Genomic DNA, 16,576 nt, shown 5'->3' with positions numbered 1-16,576 from the left:
ATGAGGATGCCTGCGAGCTGTCAATGAAAAAACATACGCTTGTTTTAAAAGCGCGTTGGAGCCCGCCTGCTGGCGGTTTGATCACTGGCTCCTTCGCGGTGGCGTCGGTATGCTGGGGCCATCCGCGCCTGGCGCAGTGCTTTTTTTAAGGAGACATATGGATTTTCTGGCCGAATACGCGAGCTTTCTGGCGAAGACCGTCACCCTGGTGGTCGCTATTCTGGTGGTACTGATCAGCTTTGCAGCACTGCGCAGCAAAGGTCGTCGTAAATCCGCCGGCCAATTGCAGGTCAGCAAGCTGAATGATTTTTACAAGGGCTTGCGCGAGCGCCTGGAGTCGAGCCTGCTCGACAAGGACCAGCTCAAGGCCCTGCGCAAGTCCGAAAGCAAAGCCGAAAAGAAGAAAGACAAGAAGAAGCCCGAGCCCAAGCCGAGGGTATTCGTGCTGGATTTCGACGGTGACATCAAGGCCTCGGCCACCGAAAGCCTGCGCCATGAAATCACCGCACTGCTGAGCCTGGCCACGCCCAAGGATGAAGTGGTGCTGCGCCTGGAAAGCGGCGGCGGCATGGTGCACAGCTATGGCCTGGCCTCTTCGCAACTGGCGCGTATCCGCCAGGCCGGCGTACCGTTGACCGTATGCATCGACAAAGTGGCGGCCAGCGGCGGCTACATGATGGCCTGCATCGGCGAGAAGATCATCAGTGCACCCTTCGCCATCCTCGGTTCCATTGGCGTGGTGGCGCAGTTGCCCAACGTCAATCGCCTGCTTAAAAAGCACGACATCGACTTTGAAGTGCTGACCGCCGGTGAATACAAGCGCACGCTCACAGTGTTCGGCGAAAACACCGAGAAGGGCCGGGAGAAGTTCCAGGAGGACCTGGACATCACCCACCAGCTGTTCAAGAACTTCGTCTCGCGTTACCGCCCACAGTTGGCGATTGACGAGGTGGCCACCGGTGAAGTGTGGTTGGGCGTCGCTGCCCTCGACAAGCAACTGGTCGATGAGCTGCAAACCAGCGACGAATACCTGGCTACCAAGGCCAAGACCGCCGAAGTGTTCCACTTGCACTATGCCGAGCGTAAGAGCCTGCAAGAGCGCGTGGGCCTGGCGGCCAGCGGTTCGGTGGACCGGGTGCTGTTGACCTGGTGGAGCCGCTTGACCCAGCAGCGGTTCTGGTAAGCCAGTACTGATAACCAGGTAATCCCTTGTGGGAGCGGGCTTGCTCGCGAATGCGGAGTGTCAGCCAGCAAATCTACTGACTGATATACCGCATTCGCGAGCAAGCCCGCTCCCACATTGGTTTTCGGTCATGTCAGGTTAAACGGGGTTTAATCGAGTCCGCCAACTGCGTAAGGATCAGGCAGCACGACACGGCCCCGGCATCCAGAACGCCGAGGGAGCGCTCACCCAAACGACTGGCCCGGCCAATCTTGGCCACCAGGTCCTTGGTCGAATCCCGCCCTTGGGAGGCGGCCGTTTTCATCGCATCGAGCGCATCGCTGAAAGAACGCCCCGACGCCTGCGCCCGTTCAAAGGCTTCTACCGCCGGAATCAACGTATCCATCAAGCACTTGTCGCCCACGCCCGCTTCGGTGATGTCCTGCAGCGAGGTCAAGCCGCCGCGCAGCAGGCGGGCGAAGGTGGCGGCGTCGATGTCTTCACTGCCGCGCACTTCGTCGGCCATGCCGATAAACAGGCTGCCATACAAGGGCCCCATGGAGCCGCCGATGCCTTCCATCAGGCTCAGGGTCAGTTCATCCAGAGCTTCGGCCAGGGTCAGTTGGCGGCCTTCGATCGTGCGGCCGCAATGGGCAAAGCCTTTGGCCATGTTGATGCCATGGTCGCCATCGCCTATAGCGCCGTCGACTTCGCTGAGGTACTCCCGGTTGGCCACGATCACGCTGACCAGGTCGGCGACGATGGCGCTGCCATCATGGGTGGAAAAATGCTGGCTCATGGTTCACTCCGCCTGGGTCATGCCGATGGAGCGGCAGGGTTGGTCGATCAGGGTTTTCAGCTCGGCGTCGAGGCCGAGCAGGGTCAAGGTCACGCCCATCATCTCCAGGGAAGTGAAGTAGTTGCCCACGTAGCAACGGTGAATCTTCAAACCTTTGGCCTTGAGCTGTTTTTCCACCTCGGCGTAGAAAATATACAACTCCATCACCGGGGTGGCGCCGAGGCCAGAGACCAGCACCACCACGCTGTCGTCCTGGCTGAAATCGCGGTCGGCGAGGATCGGCGCCAGCATGCGCTCGGCCATGGCGGCGGCCGGTTCAATCGGGATGACTTCGATGCCCGGCTCGCCATGATGGCCAATACCTAATTCCATCTGCCCGTCGGGAATCTGGAAGTTCGGCTTGCCCACCGCGGCGATGGTGCAGGGCGTAAGGCCGATACCAATCGAGCGGCAGTGGTCGACGGTTTTCTGCGCCACCCGAATCACGCCGTCCAGGTCGTAATGCTGGGCAGCGGCGGCACCGCCGATCTTCCACATGAAGATCTCCCCGGCTACACCGCGACGCTTGGCGATGTCGGCCTTGGGCGCGGACGCCACGTCGTCGTTGGCGACCACCGTGCGGATGCGCATGTCTTTGCTGGCGGCCATTTTCATCGCCAGCTTCACGTTCATGTTGTCGCCCGCGTAGTTGCCATACAGGCAGGCAACGCCAGCACCATGGTCGGCAGCGCGGAAGGCGTCGAAAAAGCTTTTGGCGGTGGGCGAGGAAAAAATCTCGCCAACGGCCACCGCATCCACCAGGCCTGGGCCAACATAACCGAGGAACGCCGGCTCATGCCCGGAGCCGCCGCCGGTGACAATGCCAACGCGGCCCTGGGCTGAGGGCTTGGCCTTGACGATGACCCGTGGGTTGCTTTCGTACTGGCGCAGCTCGGGGTGCGCGACCAGGATGCCGCGCAGCATGTCTTCGACCACTTGGTCGGGATCGTTGATGACTCGATTCATAACGCGGGTTCCTGTGTTCTTGTTCTTAGGGGCGGCACTATTCCACTGTGGGAGCTGGCTTGCCTGCGATGGCGGTGTGTCAGCTGGGGATTTTTTACTGATGCACCGTCATCGCAGGCAAGCCAGCTCCCACAGGGTTTTGTGTTGTTACTCAGATCAGGGTTCGAGCACAACCTTCAGCGACTTGTCGCCGCGCTCCATCACTGCAAACGCTTCCTTGAAATCCGCCAGCGCAAACTTGTGGGTCACCACGTCGCGCATGTCGATCTTGCGGTTGCCGATAAAGTCGATGGCCCTTGGGTACATATACGGTCCCAGGTGTGAGCCGAGGATATCCAGCTCCTTGCGGTCGCCAATGATCGACCAGTCCACCGTGGCCTCGTCATTGAACACGCTGAATTCGACAAAGCGTCCCAGCTTGCGCAGCATCGCCAGGCCCTGGTTCACCGCCTTGTGGTGCCCGGTGGCTTCGATATAAATGTCGCAGCCGTAGCCATCGGTGATTTCGCGGATTTTCGCCAGCACATCCACCTCGGCCGGGTTCCACACTTCATCGGCGCCCAGGCGCAGGGCGAGGGCGGCGCGTTCGGGTTTCATGTCCAGCACAATGAGTTTTTTCGGGTTGCGCAACCGCACCGCGCCGATGATGCCCAGGCCCAGGGTGCCAGCGCCGGCGACCACCACGATGTCGTCATGGTCGACATTGGCGCGTTCCGCCGCGTGCAGCGAGCAGGCCAGCGGCTCGATCAGGATCGCTTCATCGGGGGCGATGGATTCCGGTACTTTGTGGATGATGCCTTCCTTGGTGAAGATCATGTATTGGGCCATGGCGCCCTGCACATTGTTCTGGAAGCCATACAGGTCGTGCTTTTGGCACATCCAGTACTGGCCGTGGTTGCAAAAGCGGCAGCCCCAGCACGGCACGATCTGCTCGGAGATCACCCGGTCGCCCACGGCCACGCCGCGCTTCTCGGCGCCTGGGCCAAGGGCGACCACGCGGCACACGAACTCATGCCCGGGGATCATCGGTGGCTTCACGTAGCGCGGTTGTTCGGCATCGCCCCAGAACGACGGCGCGCCGCGATAGGTCTTGATATCGCCCATGCAAATGCCGCACAGCTCGACTTTGGTCAGGATCTCGTCGGGGCCGGGGGTGGGCACGTCGACGGTTTCCAGGCGGTAGTCTTCCGGGCCGTGGCAGACCACAGCCTGCATGGTTTTCGGGATGCTCGGGGCGAGTTGTTCAGGTGTGCGTTCGGTGACAGTGGACATGACAAAACCTCACGACATAACGATGAATTACTGAATGCTGTAACCGCCGTCGATCACCATGTTGGCGCCGGTGATCATCTGCGCGGCATCGCTGAGCAGGTACAGCGCCAGCCCGGCGATTTCTTCCGGCTGGGCAAAGCGACCTGCCGGGATCTGCAATTTGGCCCGCTCACCCACCTCGCCGGCCCAGGCTTTTTTACCCAGGGCGGTTTCGACGATGGTGGGGGAGATAGCATTGACGTTCACCTGCGGCGCCCACTCCATAGCCAATACTTTGGTCATGCCGACGATGGCGGCTTTGCTGGCGCAGTAGGCGACGTGACGGTCCAGGCCAATCACGGCGGCCTGGGACGCCAGGTTGACGATGCGCCCGCTGCCCTGGGCGATCATGTGCCTGGCGCAGGCCTGAGCCATGAAAAAGCTGGCCTTGAGGTTGATGTCCAGGGTGGTGTCCCAGGCGCTTTCGCTGACGTCGATGGCCTTGTCCAGCAGCACCACGCCTGCGCTGTTGATCAGGTAATCCAGGCGCTGGAAATGTGCGAACACCTTGTCGACGGTCGGTTGTATCTGGTCGATCTTCCCGAGGTCGACGGCAATGCCCAGGTGCCCGGCACCCAGGCTGGCGGCCACCTCAACCACGGCCGGATCGCGGTCCAGCAGCGCCACCCTTGCGCCGCGTTCCGCCAGCAAGGTGGCGCAGGCCAGGCCGATGCCGGCGGCGCCACCGGTGATCACCGCGCAACGGCCGCTGAGGTCGAAGGCTTGGTTCCAGAAACCAGACATGAATGACTCCCCATACAGATCAAAAGGTAGAACTTGGTCCAATGTGGGAGCTGGCTTGCCTGCGATTGCATCGACCCGGTCTACCTGATGCACCGAGGTGCCTGCATCGCAGGCAAGCCAGCTCCCACACTTGATCGAATTTCAACTCAACGACTACTTACCGCCGCTGACTTGCTTGTACAGCGCATCCGCATTGGCATTGGTCACCGGCACCCAGGGCAGGATGTAGTTCTTGGCTGTGCCGTCGGCCCATTTCACGTCCTTGGCGTAGCGCTCCCAGATCACCGATTGCGGCTTGTAGTCCTCGCCTGCCAGGGCGCGCAGGGCCACGTCCAGTGCGCCTTGGGATTGGGCCTGGGCATCCTGGAGGAAGGTGGTGACTTCGTCCTTTTTCGCCGCCTGGATCGCATCCGGCATGCCGTCGATAGAGGTAACGGGCACATCCTTGGCGGTGAGGCCATGGGACTTCAAGGCCTGCACGGCGCCCAGGGCCATGTCGTCGTTCTGGGCGATCACGCCATTGATGCCCTTGGGGTGGGCGTTGAGCCAGTCTTCGGTGAGGGTCATGGCCTGGGCGCGGTCCCAGTTGGCGGTTTTCTTTTCGATGATCTTGATGTCCGGGTGTTTGCCCAGCACTTCCAGCTCGCCTTTTTCCCGGTCGATCTGCGCCGACTGGCCAATCGGGCCCTGGATGATCACCACGTTGCCCTTGCCGTTGAGCTTGTCGACCATGGCCTGGGCCTGCAGGCGGCCGCCTTCCACGTCGTCGTTACCCACATACGGCACGCTGGCATCGGCTACTTTCGTATTGGAGGCGATGACCACCACGTCGTTGCTCATGGCGGCCTTGACGGTGCCGACGCCGGCCTTGGTATCAATCGGCACGAACAGAATCGCGTCGTAGCGTTGGGTCACCATATTTTCGATCTGGTTGTTCTGGGTCAGGGCGTCGTAGTTGCCGTCGAACACGGTCAACTGCACGGTGCCATCCTTGACGGCCGGATGCTCCTTGAGCTCACGAACCCAGTTCTGCATGAACTGCCCCTTGAGGCCATAGACGGCTGCGCCGATCTTGTAGGTCTTGCCGTCGGCGGCCAGGGCGATACTGCTGGCGAGCAGGGAGAGGGCCGCCGCGGCGGCCAGGGTGGTACCCAGTTTCATAAGTAGAACTCCGGTTATTGTTATGGGTCGTTCTTCAGCGTTTCTTCTTGCGCCACACGTCGATCAGTACTGCGAACACAATGATCAGGCCCTTGGCGACCTGCTGGTAATAGGAGGACACGCCGAGCAGGTTCAGGCCGTTGTTGATCACGCCGATCAACAGGGCCCCGAACAAGGTGCCGACGATGCTGCCGGTACCGCCCGACAGGCTGGTGCCGCCGATCACCACCGCGGCAATCGCGTCCAGCTCATAGGAAACCCCGGCCTGGGGCAGGGCAGAGGTAGTGCGTGCCGACAGCACCACGCCGGCCAACCCGGCGAGCAGGCCCGAGACCACGTACACCGAGAACATCACCTTGCGCACGCCAATGCCGGAGGTGCGTGCGCTTTTTTCATTGCCGCCCACCGCATACACATAACGGCCGTAGGTGGTGTAGCGCAGCACCATCCAGAAAATAAGCGCGACCACGGCGAAGATGATGATCGGCACGCCCACCGGGCCGACCTTGCCGATGCCCAGGGCCAGGTAGGCGTCGGGCAGGTCGGTGATCGGGCTGCCGTCGTTGAGAATAAAGGTCATGCCCCGCGCGATGCTGAGCATGCCGAGGGTGGCCACGAACGGCGGGATCGACAGGTTGGCGATCATGAAACCATTGACCACCCCGAGCATCGCGCCGGCAAACATCCCTGCGCTGACCGCCGCCAACAGGCCATAACCCTGGGTGGCGACCATGGCGCTGCACAACCCGGCGAACGCCAGGATCGACCCCACCGACAGGTCGATACCCTTGGTCAGGATCACATAGGTCATGCCCACGGCGAGAATGCCGTTGATGGAGGTCTGGCGCAGGATGTCCATCCAGTTGCGCCAGGTCATGAAGTACTCACTGGAAAACGCCATCACCACGCACAGCAGGATAAACACCAGCGGCAGGCCGAAGCGGTCGAGGGACAGGCGCAGGCGGTTGCGCGGCGCGGCGGTAACGGGGGCAACGATGGTTTTGGCATTCATGAGGCAAGACTCAACAAGGCTTCCTGGGAAAGGGCGGTGTCGGTGCTGATAGTGACCAGCCGGCCACCTTTGAAGACGGCGATGCGGTCGCTCAAGTGCAGCAGTTCCGGTGCTTCTGACGACACCACAATGGCTGCGCCACCGGCCCGCACAAACTGGTCGAGCAGGTGGTAGATCTCCTGTTTGGCGCCTTCGTCGATGCCGCGGGTGGGTTCATCGCAGAGCAGGCACACCGGTTCCGTGGACAGGCATTTGGCGAGCACCACCTTTTGCTGGTTGCCGCCGCTCATGGACGCCACCGGCAGCTCCAGGGAACTGGTCTTGATCTGCAGGCGCTTGACCATCTCCTCGGCCAGTTGCGCCTCTTTGCGTGCGTTGATCAGCGACCAACTCGACAAGCGCTTATAGGCCGACAGTGCAATGTTCGACAGGATGCTGCCGGTCAGCACCAGGCCGCTGTCCTTGCGGTCTTCGGTGACCAGCGACATGCCGGCGTCGATGGTCGCCTTGGGCTGCCCGATGGGCATGGGCTTGCCTTGCAAGGTAACGCTGCCGGCATCCGCCACGGTCAGGCCGTAGATGCAATTGAGGAATTCACTGCGCCCGGAGCCCATCAACCCATAAATGCCGAGGATCTCGCCACGGCGCAGTTGCAGGCTGATGTCGTGGAACTCACCGTTGCGGCTCAGGTGGTCGACCTGCAGGCAGGTGCTGGCCGCGCATTCGCGGCCCACCTTGTGGTCGATGCGCGTCAGTTCCTGGCCGACAATGCCGCGCACCAGGTGGTCGCGGTCGATATCGGCCATGCGCCCGCTTTCCACAAAGGCGCCATCACGGAAGATGCTGTAGTCATCGGCGATCTGCGCCAGTTCGCTCAGTCGATGGGACACGTACACGATGCCGGCACCGCGTGCGGTAAGGCGGCGAATCGCCTTGAACAGGGTTTCGGCCTCGCGCTCGCCGATGGCCGAGGTGGGCTCGTCCATGATCATCACCTGGCAGTCATGGCTGAACGCCTTGGCGATTTCCACCAGTTGCATCTGCGCCACGCTCAAGCGGTGCATGGGGCTGGTGGCGTCGACGTCGAACTCCAGGCTTTCGAGCAGTTCGCGGGTGCGGCGATTGAGGGCCTTGCTGTCGACGATGCAACCGGCGCGGCGCGGTTCGCGGCCCAGCCAGATGTTTTCGGCGACGGTCATGTAGGGGATGGGTTCGAGCTCCTGGGTGATCATTGCGATCCCCGCGGCCAAGGCTTCACTCGGGCGATTGAACTGCACCGGTGCGCCGTTGAGCACAATGCTGCCGGCGTCACGCTGGGTGATGCCCATCAGGATGCTCAGGAAGGTCGACTTGCCGGCACCGTTGCCGCCGCACAGGGCGTGGACGCTGCCGGCGCGCAGAGAAAGGCGCCCGTCGCGCAGGGCTGGCACCCCGGCGTAAGCCTTGGCGACATGTTCAGCCTGGAGCAGTAATGGCGTGGCCATCGGCGTGTCCTCGTGCTGTGAATTCTTATTAGGTCGCACAGTCATGTTTCGCTGTGATCATATGTGTATCAAATGAAATTCTGATCAGTCAATCTCTTTCACTTAAAAGGTGTGATTCTCATCTTTGACGCGGTTATTGCCTTGGTATAGGGCTTTGACTGGCAGGTCAGTTAAATCTCGCTTGACAGTAAGGGGTGAATGCTTGCGAAATGAGTGAGAGATATTTCACTAAGTGATCATTTGATCAGTGGAGTTTGGCGCCATGAACACACCTTTCCCGGTGGCTATCGGATGCGATGAAGCAGGTTTTGAGCTCAAAGAGTTGTTGAAGCGCCATATCGAGGCGTTGGGGTACCCGGTCACCGACTTCGGTACGCATTCAACGGCGCCGGTGCTGTACCCGGACATCGCTCTGGCCGTGGCCACCGCCATCAATGCCGGGCAACAGCGCCTCGGCGTGCTGGTATGCGGCACCGGCATAGGCATGGCCATCTCGGCCAACAAAGTTCTGGGCATCCGTGCGGCCCAGGCCCATGACACCTACTCGGCGGAGCGGGCGCGCAAGAGCAACGATGCGCAAATCCTCTCCATCGGTGCGCGGGTCATCGGTGCGGAGTTGGCCAAAAGCATCGTCAGTGCGTTTTTGGCCTCGGAGTTCGAAGCGGCGCGGTCCGGGGCCAAGGTCGAGCGCATCAATGCGATCGAGCGCGATGGGCATCAGTAGTGGACGGCGCAGGGCAAGAGTCGGGAGAATGCGCCTTTGACGCCGAAACGGAAGCCCGTCCCCATGAGTGACAGTACCCAGCGCATGGCCAGTGATATCGATCAGATGACCGAAGTGGCGATGCTCTATTACCTTGAGAACGTCACTCAGGAGGCCATTGCCAAGCGTTTTGACCTGTCGCGGGCAAAAGTCAGCCGCCTGCTCAAGCGCGCGCGCGATGAAGGGATTGTCGAGGTGCGCGTGCTGCAGCACCCGGCAATGAACAACGAGCTGGAACGGGCACTGGTGGAGCGCTTCAAGCTCGACCGCGCCTTGATTGCGGTCGACCACAGCGACCCCGACACCCAGCGCTCGGCGGTCGCCAGCCTTGTGGCCAACTACCTCAACAAGACCCTGGGCGACGGCATGATCGTTGCGGTGGGCATGGGGCGTAACGTCGGCGCGGTGGCCGATAACGTGTTTCTGCCGGTGACCCGCAACTGCACCTTCGTGTGTGCCATCGGCGGTTCGCTCAAGGCCGGTGAATACATGAACCCTGACCACATCTGCCGGCGCCTGGCCCTGCGCTTTGGGGGCGAAAGTGAAAGCCTCTACGCTCCAGCGCTGGTGGCCAACCCCGAGCTGCGCGGGGTGCTGATCAACAACGACACGGTGCGCTCCACCCTTGACCGCGCACGCCGCGCTGACATTGCCTTGATCGGCATCGGCGACATGAGCGAGAACAGCAACATGGTGCGCATGGGCTGGTTCTCGCCCCAGGAAATAGCCCAGGCGCGCCTGTCTGGCACTGTGGGCGACATGATGGGCTATGACTTTATCGACATTCACGGCCAGCCGGCGGTCAACGCCATCCAGGGGCGGGTGATCGGGTTGACGGTGCAGGAGCTGTTTCGCATCCCGGATGTGGTGGCGATTGCCAGTGAGAACACCAAGGCGGCGGCGACCTTGGGGGCGTTGCGCTCGGGAGTGATCAATACGCTGGCGACCACCGTCACCAACGCCCACACTATCCTGGCGCTGGACGATGCCACTCGTAAAACCTGATACAGATCGTTCCCACGCTCCAGCGTGGGAACGCATCCTGTGACGCTCCGCGTCACCCTTGCGCGGGTGGGACGCGGAGCGTCAAAGGCGGCATTCCCACGCGGAGCGTGGGAACGATCAACACCGAGGTGCCTGCATCGCAGGCAAGCCAGCTCCCACAAGTATTGGTGTGCTTCTGATAGGGGCTACAGGTTTTGTAATAGTTTTGCGCTGTAGGAAATTTGTATTTCAAATGTAGGATTCAAGTCCTTTTGTCATTTCAGGACTTGCATGAACACCCTCTCGGAGCCTCCCAGTCGTCTTTCCCCAAGACAACCGCTGTCGCTGTTCCCGCTGAAGCACCCCGTATTCCGTCAACTAACCTTGTCTCGGTCGTATGACCGCACTTTGCCGTGCCCGGCGTTCTGAACACTTTAAAGACAGAGAATTTATAAATGGAATGGTTAGCGGATCCTACGGCCTGGCTCGGCCTTGCGACCTTGATTGTGCTGGAACTGGTGCTGGGTATCGACAACCTGGTGTTTATCGCGATCCTGGCGGACAAGCTGCCACCGGAGCAGCGTGACCGTGCACGTTTGATCGGTTTATCCCTGGCGCTGCTGATGCGCCTGGGCCTGTTGGCGAGTATTTCCTGGTTGGTGACCCTGACCCAGCCGCTGTTCGAGGTGTTCGACAAGAGCTTCTCGGGCCGTGATCTGATCATGCTGTTCGGCGGTATATTCCTGCTGTTCAAGGCCACCATGGAATTGCATGAGCGCCTTGAAGGCCATGTGGCGCAGCACAAGGGCAATGTGGCTTACGCGATGTTCTGGCCGATCGTCGCGCAAATCGTGGTGCTGGATGCGGTGTTCTCCCTCGATGCGGTGATTACCGCCGTGGGCATGGTCGACGAGCTGGCGGTGATGATGATCGCGGTGATCGTGTCCATCGGCCTGATGATCGTGGCGAGCAAGCCGCTGACCCGTTTCGTCAATGCGCACCCCACCGTGATCATGCTGTGCCTGGGCTTCCTGATGATGATCGGTTTCGCCCTGACCGCCGAAGGCCTGGGTTTCCATATTCCCAAGGGCTACCTGTACGCGGCCATTGGCTTCTCGATTCTGATCGAGGTGTTCAACCAGATCGCCCGAGCCCGTCGCAAGAAATCGGCGCAGGGCGTGTTGCCGGTGCGTGAGCGTACCGCCCATGCGGTGATGCGCTTGTTGGGCGGCCGCAGCCTGGCGGTGGAAGAAGTGGGTGAAGACGTGGCTGACCTGCTGGGCGAGCCGGATGCTGCGCAGGGGCCGCTGTTTGATCGACGCGAACGGGTGATGATCAGCGGTGTGCTGCAACTGGCCGAGCGGCCGATTCGCACCCTGATGACCCCAAGGGCCAAGGTTGACTGTATCGACCTGGCGGACGAGCCCGAGACGACGCGTCTGAAACTGATGCACTCGTCCTACTCGCGTCTGCCGTTGATCCGTAACGGTGCAGTGGATGAGCCTTTGGGCTTTGTGCACAAGAAAGAGCTGCTCAAGGAATACCTGGCTGGCAACGAGCCGAACCTTGCGCACTTGGCGCGTCGGGCGATCAACCTGCTGGAAAGCTTTTCGATCCTCAACGCTCTGGAGCAGATGCGCCAGGAGTCTACCCACATCGCTTTCGTGATCAACGAATTCGGCGACTTCATGGGTGTATTGAGCATGACGGATATTCTGGAATCCATCGCCGGTGAATTGCCCGATGCCAGCGAAATCGAAGGGCCGGACATAGTCGAGGACGGCGATGGTTTCCGTGCCAATGGTGCCTTGAACCTCAACCTGCTGCGTCAGCGAACGGGCTTCAAGGCTGCGGCTACTGAGGACTATCAAACCTTGGCGGGGTTGGTGATGAGCCTGCTCGACCGCCTGCCGGCGGTGGGCGATAGCCTGGAGCATGAAGGCTGGCGTTTGACCGTGGCTGAAGTGGAAGAGCGCCGGGTGACGCAAGTGCACTTGCGCCCTTGCTCAGGTCATAACGGCTGAAGATGTCTTTTACGCACTGTTCTTGACTTTCCCAAGGGCCGAAGCCTTTGAATATGTCTGCCAGGACGCCGTCCACGTAGACTAAAAGCGTCGGGGTGCCTGTAACGTCAGGGTGCTTCGGCGTATTTGCACAATCCAGTACCAGGCTGACTATCCAGGGATGCTTCCAGGCGGCCTGCTCGAAGAAGTCGCAGGCCTGCGCGCAAGCGGGGCAGTGCTCTGAAAAAAAAAGAATAAACACCGGGCGCGGTGTGTTCAGTACCCGATTGAACCCTTGGGCGCTGGAAATTCTGCGCGTGGCGACTCCCATGTTGATCCTCCTGCCTGCCGTGTTGGTTTTTGCTCACGCTAAGCCGGAGGGTCGTCACCGTCTACTGTCAACCTTCACAGGTGCGCGTCACTTGCACTCGACCCGTCTAGGTGCGCTGTAACACCGTTGTGGGGCGTTGCGTAGCACTGCCATGCGACGACGGCGCAACGCTGTTTATCTCTGCAATCACTATCACGCTGATCCATAACGCATTTATTACCCCCATAGGTTTCCTCCAGCGTCTGTGGCACACTTTCTGCTGTCTATTCCGTTGTTACATACCAAGTTCCGGTATAGCGGAATACACAATCCCTGGAGTGCTTGTCATGCATCACCGACCTTCCGTATTCAAAGCGTGTGTTTTTCTCGTCGCTGCATCGGCTTCCTTCGCCAGCCTGGTGCAGGCGGCGGACAGCAAGCTCGATGATGTGCTCAAGCGTGGGCACTTGATCGTAGGTACAGGCAGTACCAATGCGCCGTGGCACTTCCAGGGAGCGGATGGCAAGTTGCAGGGATTTGATATCGACATCGGCCGCATCGTGGCCAAAGGCTTGTTCAATGACCCGAGCAAGGTGGAGTTTGTGGTGCAGTCGTCCGATGCACGTATTCCCAACCTGCTCACCGACAAGGTCGACATGAGCTGCCAGTTCATCACCGTCACCGCCAGCCGTGCGCAGCAGGTGGCCTTCACCCTGCCGTACTACCGGGAAGGCGTCGGCCTGCTGCTGCCCAACAACAGCAAGTACAAGGAAATCGAAGATCTCCAAGCCGCAGGTGATGACGTTACCGTGGCAGTGCTGCAAAACGTATACGCCGAAGAGTTGGTGCACCAGGCGCTGCCCAAGGCCAAGGTCGACCAGTACGACAGTGTCGACTTGATGTACCAGGCCGTGAACTCAGGTCGCGCCGATGCCGCCGCCACCGATCAGTCCTCGGTCAAATACCTGATGGTGCAGAACCCTGGCCGCTACCGCAGCCCCACCTACGCCTGGAGCCCGCAAACCTACGCCTGCGCGGTCAAGCGCGGCGACCAGGACTGGTTGAACTTCGTCAATACCGCGCTGCACGAAGCCATGACCGGTGTGGAGTTCCCCACCTACAAAGCTTCGTTCAAGCAGTGGTTCGGCGTGGACCTGCCAGAACCGGCGATTGGTTTTCCCGTGGAATTCAAGTGACCCGCAACAATAGGGGCGTGCCTGAACACGCCCCCTTCAGGTGCTGCTGACCATGAACTATCAGTTGAACTTTGCCGCCGTCTGGCGTGATTTCGACACCTTGCTGGCGGGGCTCGGCCTGGGGTTGCAGTTGGCGTTGCTGTCGATCGCCATCGGCTGCGTGATCGGCCTGTTGATGGCGTTTGCCATGCTCTCCAGGCACCGTGCGTTGCGTATTCTTGCCTCGGTGTATGTGACGGTGGTGCGCAACACCCCAATCTTGGTGTTGATCCTGTTGATCTACTTCGCCTTGCCCTCCCTGGGTATTCGCCTGGATAAGATTCCCTCGTTCATCATCACCCTGTCGCTGTATGCCGGCGCCTATCTCACCGAGGTATTCCGCGCAGGCCTGGTGAATATTCCCAAGGGCTTGCGGGAAGCCGGCCTGGCCATCGGCCTGGGCGAGTGGCGGATTCGCGCTTACATCACCGTGCCGGTGATGCTGCGCAACGTGCTGCCGGCGCTGTCGAACAACTTTATCTCGCTGTTCAAGGACACCTCCCTGGCCGCTGCGATCGCGGTGCCGGAGCTGACCTATTACGCCCGCAAGATCAACGTCGAAAGCTATCGGGTGATTGAAACCTGGCTGGTCACGACCGCGCTCTACGTGGCTGCCTGTTACCTGATTGCCATGCTGCTCCGTTACCTGGAACAGCGTTTGGCTATCCGTCGTTAAGGAAGGGTCCCATGTACGAATCCCCCAGTTGGCTGCATGAATTGTGGATCGCCCGCGAGACCCTTTGGGCTGGCTTTCAGGCAAGCGTGGCGGTCTCGGCGCTGGCGATTGTCTTTGGCACCCTGATCGGCATCGTCGCCGGGTTGATCCTCACCTACGGCAAATTCTGGATGCGCGCGCCGTTCCGTCTGTATGTCGATTTGATCCGTGGCACGCCGGTGTTTGTACTGGTGTTGGCGTGTTTCTACATGCTGCCGGCCCTTGGCTGGCAAATCAGTGCGTTCCAGGCCGGTGCGGTCGGGCTCACCTTGTTCTGTGGCTCCCATGTATCGGAAATCGTGCGCGGCGCGCTGCAAGCCATTCCCCGTGGGCAAATGGAAGCGGGTAAGGCGATTGGCCTGACGTTTTATCAGTCCCTGGGCTACGTGCTGTTGCCCCAGGCGCTGCGGCAGATTTTGCCGACCTGGGTCAATTCCTCCACGGAAATTGTCAAGGCTTCCACCTTGCTGTCGGTGATCGGCGTGGCCGAATTGCTGCTCAGTACTCAGCAGGTGATCGCGCGCACCTTCATGACCCTGGAGTTCTACCTGTTCGCCGGTTTTCTGTTCTTTGTCATCAACTACGCCATCGAATTATTCGGGCGCTACATTGAAAAACGGGTGGCCTTGCCATGAACCAAGCTCAAACCAACCCAGCGCTGCTGGACATTCGTGGCCTGCGTAAACAATACGGCCAGGTGGAAGTGCTCAAGGGCGTCGACCTGTCCATGCAGCGCGGCAATGTGGTGACGTTGATCGGCTCCAGCGGCTCGGGCAAGACCACCTTGCTGCGCTGCGTGAACCTGCTGGAGGAGTTCCAGGGCGGGCAGATCACCCTGGATGGCGAGTCCATTGGTTACAGCGATGTTGGCGGCAAGCGCGTACGCCACCCGGAGCGGGTGATCGCCCAGCACCGCGCAATGACCGGCATGGCGTTCCAGCAATTCAACCTGTTCCCGCACCTGACTGCGCTGCAGAACGTTACCCTCGGCTTGCTCAAGGTCAAGAAGATGGGCAAGGATGAAGCGGTAGCCCTGGCCGAAAAATGGTTGGACCGCGTCGGCCTGCTGGAACGCCGCAATCACTTTCCCGGCCAATTGTCCGGCGGCCAGCAACAACGTGTGGCCATTGCCCGGGCCATTGCCATGAACCCCAGCCTGATGCTGTTCGATGAAGTCACCTCGGCCCTCGACCCGGAGTTGGTGGGCGAAGTGCTCAGCGTGATCAAGGGGCTGGCGGAGGAGGGCATGACCATGTTGTTGGTCACCCACGAGATGCGCTTTGCCTATGAAGTTTCGGACCAGATCGTGTTCATGAACCAGGGCCGCATTGAAGAGCAGGGCAGCGCGAAAGATATATTCGAGCGGCCGCAGTCGCCGCGCCTGGCGGAATTTCTCAAGAACATTCGTTTTTAACAAGGAGCAACTATATGAGCATTACTCGTTACGGCACCGGCAGCACCGCAGGTGGCGGCCAGCCACGCCCGTTCGCCCGTGCTGTGGAAGCCGATGGCTGGCTGTACGTGTCGGGCCAGGTACCTGCGGTGGACGGTGAAATCATCAACGGCGGCATCATCGAGCAAACCCGCCAGACGATGCGCAACGTGGTGGCGATCCTCGAAGAGGCCGGCTACGAGCTCAAGGATGTGGTTCGGGTGGGCGTATGGTTGGAAGACCCACGGGACTTCTGGAGCTTCAACAAGGTGTTCGGCGAATACTTCACCCCGGAACACGCCCCGGCGCGTGCCTGTGTGCAGGCCAATATGATGGTCGATTGCAAGGTCGAGATTGATTGCGTGGCCTACAAGAAAAAGGCCTAACTGATCATTCCCACGCTCTGCGTGGGAATACCGCCTTGGACGCTCTGCGTCCGCGCTTGTGACGCAGAGC

16 protein-coding genes and 1 pseudogene are annotated in these 16,576 nt (G+C 60.5%); 9 read left to right on the top strand and 8 right to left on the bottom strand.

Going from position 1 to position 16,576, the window contains the following annotated elements:
- The first annotated feature begins 157 nt into the window (after window positions 1–157).
- The gene (gene sohB, locus MHH62_RS04900; protein ID WP_014718187.1) at window positions 158–1,183 is read left to right on the top strand and encodes a protease SohB; all 1,026 of its coding nucleotides are present in this window, start codon (window positions 158–160) and stop codon (window positions 1,181–1,183) included.
- Window positions 1,184–1,316: 133 nt separating this feature from the next.
- Here sohB and dhaL read toward each other — a convergent pair whose 3' ends face one another.
- The 7 genes from dhaL to MHH62_RS04865 all read right to left on the bottom strand — a co-directional run bounded on the left by dhaL (window position 1,317) and on the right by MHH62_RS04865 (window position 8,678).
- Entirely contained in the window at window positions 1,317–1,961 is a 645-nt protein-coding gene (gene dhaL, locus MHH62_RS04895) for a dihydroxyacetone kinase subunit DhaL (protein WP_019817619.1), read from the bottom strand.
- Between the two features lie 3 nt (window positions 1,962–1,964).
- Window positions 1,965–2,966, bottom strand: coding sequence for a dihydroxyacetone kinase subunit DhaK (locus tag MHH62_RS04890; RefSeq protein WP_014718189.1), 1,002 nt, complete (start codon window positions 2,964–2,966; stop codon window positions 1,965–1,967).
- 156 nt (window positions 2,967–3,122) lie between these two features.
- Window positions 3,123–4,238, bottom strand: a complete 1,116-nt coding sequence (locus tag MHH62_RS04885; RefSeq protein ID WP_019817618.1) for an erythritol/L-threitol dehydrogenase — start codon at window positions 4,236–4,238, stop codon at window positions 3,123–3,125.
- A 27-nt stretch (window positions 4,239–4,265) separates the two neighbouring features.
- Window positions 4,266–5,021 carry an SDR family oxidoreductase gene (locus MHH62_RS04880; RefSeq protein ID WP_020301588.1) on the bottom strand — a complete coding sequence of 252 codons (756 nt, stop codon included), beginning with the start codon at window positions 5,019–5,021 and terminating at the stop codon, window positions 4,266–4,268.
- Between the two features lie 153 nt (window positions 5,022–5,174).
- Window positions 5,175–6,182, bottom strand: a complete 1,008-nt coding sequence (locus MHH62_RS04875; protein WP_014718192.1) for a substrate-binding domain-containing protein — start codon at window positions 6,180–6,182, stop codon at window positions 5,175–5,177.
- A 34-nt stretch (window positions 6,183–6,216) separates the two neighbouring features.
- Window positions 6,217–7,194, bottom strand: coding sequence for an ABC transporter permease (locus MHH62_RS04870; protein ID WP_014718193.1), 978 nt, complete (start codon window positions 7,192–7,194; stop codon window positions 6,217–6,219).
- Complete coding sequence (locus MHH62_RS04865) at window positions 7,191–8,678, bottom strand: sugar ABC transporter ATP-binding protein (protein WP_060767524.1); 1,488 nt, start codon at window positions 8,676–8,678, stop codon at window positions 7,191–7,193. The genes MHH62_RS04870 and MHH62_RS04865 overlap by 4 nt, the downstream gene beginning before the upstream one ends.
- A 262-nt stretch (window positions 8,679–8,940) precedes the next feature.
- Between MHH62_RS04865 and rpiB the strand changes: the two genes are divergently transcribed.
- From rpiB to MHH62_RS04850, 3 genes are all read left to right on the top strand, one after another.
- Complete coding sequence (rpiB, locus tag MHH62_RS04860) at window positions 8,941–9,402, top strand: ribose 5-phosphate isomerase B (protein ID WP_019817614.1); 462 nt, start codon at window positions 8,941–8,943, stop codon at window positions 9,400–9,402.
- A 63-nt stretch (window positions 9,403–9,465) separates the two neighbouring features.
- The gene (locus tag MHH62_RS04855) at window positions 9,466–10,446 is read left to right on the top strand and encodes a sugar-binding transcriptional regulator (protein ID WP_003191835.1); all 981 of its coding nucleotides are present in this window, start codon (window positions 9,466–9,468) and stop codon (window positions 10,444–10,446) included.
- A 434-nt stretch (window positions 10,447–10,880) separates the two neighbouring features.
- Window positions 10,881–12,449 carry a TerC family protein gene (locus MHH62_RS04850; protein WP_200600852.1) on the top strand — a complete coding sequence of 523 codons (1,569 nt, stop codon included), beginning with the start codon at window positions 10,881–10,883 and terminating at the stop codon, window positions 12,447–12,449.
- A 49-nt stretch (window positions 12,450–12,498) separates the two neighbouring features.
- On the opposite strand, the pseudogene MHH62_RS04845 reads toward MHH62_RS04850, so the two are convergent.
- Window positions 12,499–12,759 (bottom strand): annotated as a pseudogene (locus MHH62_RS04845) (thioredoxin family protein); the annotation flags it as partial.
- 326 nt (window positions 12,760–13,085) lie between these two features.
- On the opposite strand from MHH62_RS04845, the gene MHH62_RS04840 reads away from it, so the two are divergent.
- The 5 genes from MHH62_RS04840 to MHH62_RS04820 are packed head-to-tail and all read left to right on the top strand — an operon-like array spanning window position 13,086 to window position 16,506.
- Window positions 13,086–13,934 carry a transporter substrate-binding domain-containing protein gene (locus MHH62_RS04840; protein WP_019817613.1) on the top strand — a complete coding sequence of 283 codons (849 nt, stop codon included), beginning with the start codon at window positions 13,086–13,088 and terminating at the stop codon, window positions 13,932–13,934.
- A 52-nt stretch (window positions 13,935–13,986) separates the two neighbouring features.
- Complete coding sequence (locus tag MHH62_RS04835) at window positions 13,987–14,649, top strand: amino acid ABC transporter permease (RefSeq protein ID WP_019817612.1); 663 nt, start codon at window positions 13,987–13,989, stop codon at window positions 14,647–14,649.
- A gap of 11 nt (window positions 14,650–14,660) precedes the next feature.
- Window positions 14,661–15,323, top strand: coding sequence for an amino acid ABC transporter permease (locus tag MHH62_RS04830; protein ID WP_014718199.1), 663 nt, complete (start codon window positions 14,661–14,663; stop codon window positions 15,321–15,323).
- A complete protein-coding gene (locus tag MHH62_RS04825; protein WP_020301585.1) occupies window positions 15,320–16,102 on the top strand; it encodes an amino acid ABC transporter ATP-binding protein in 783 nt (260 codons plus the stop codon). Before MHH62_RS04830 ends, MHH62_RS04825 begins: the two co-directional genes overlap by 4 nt.
- Before the next feature lie 14 nt (window positions 16,103–16,116).
- Window positions 16,117–16,506 (top strand): RidA family protein, encoded by a 390-nt coding sequence (locus MHH62_RS04820; protein WP_003191822.1) that lies wholly within the window; start codon window positions 16,117–16,119, stop codon window positions 16,504–16,506.
- Window positions 16,507–16,576 lie beyond the last annotated feature (70 nt).

Source organism: Pseudomonas sp. FSL L8-0168, from assembly GCF_037976155.1.
GTDB classification, from domain to species: domain Bacteria; phylum Pseudomonadota; class Gammaproteobacteria; order Pseudomonadales; family Pseudomonadaceae; genus Aquipseudomonas; species Aquipseudomonas paracarnis.
This window is presented reverse-complemented; position numbering and strand designations above follow the sequence as displayed.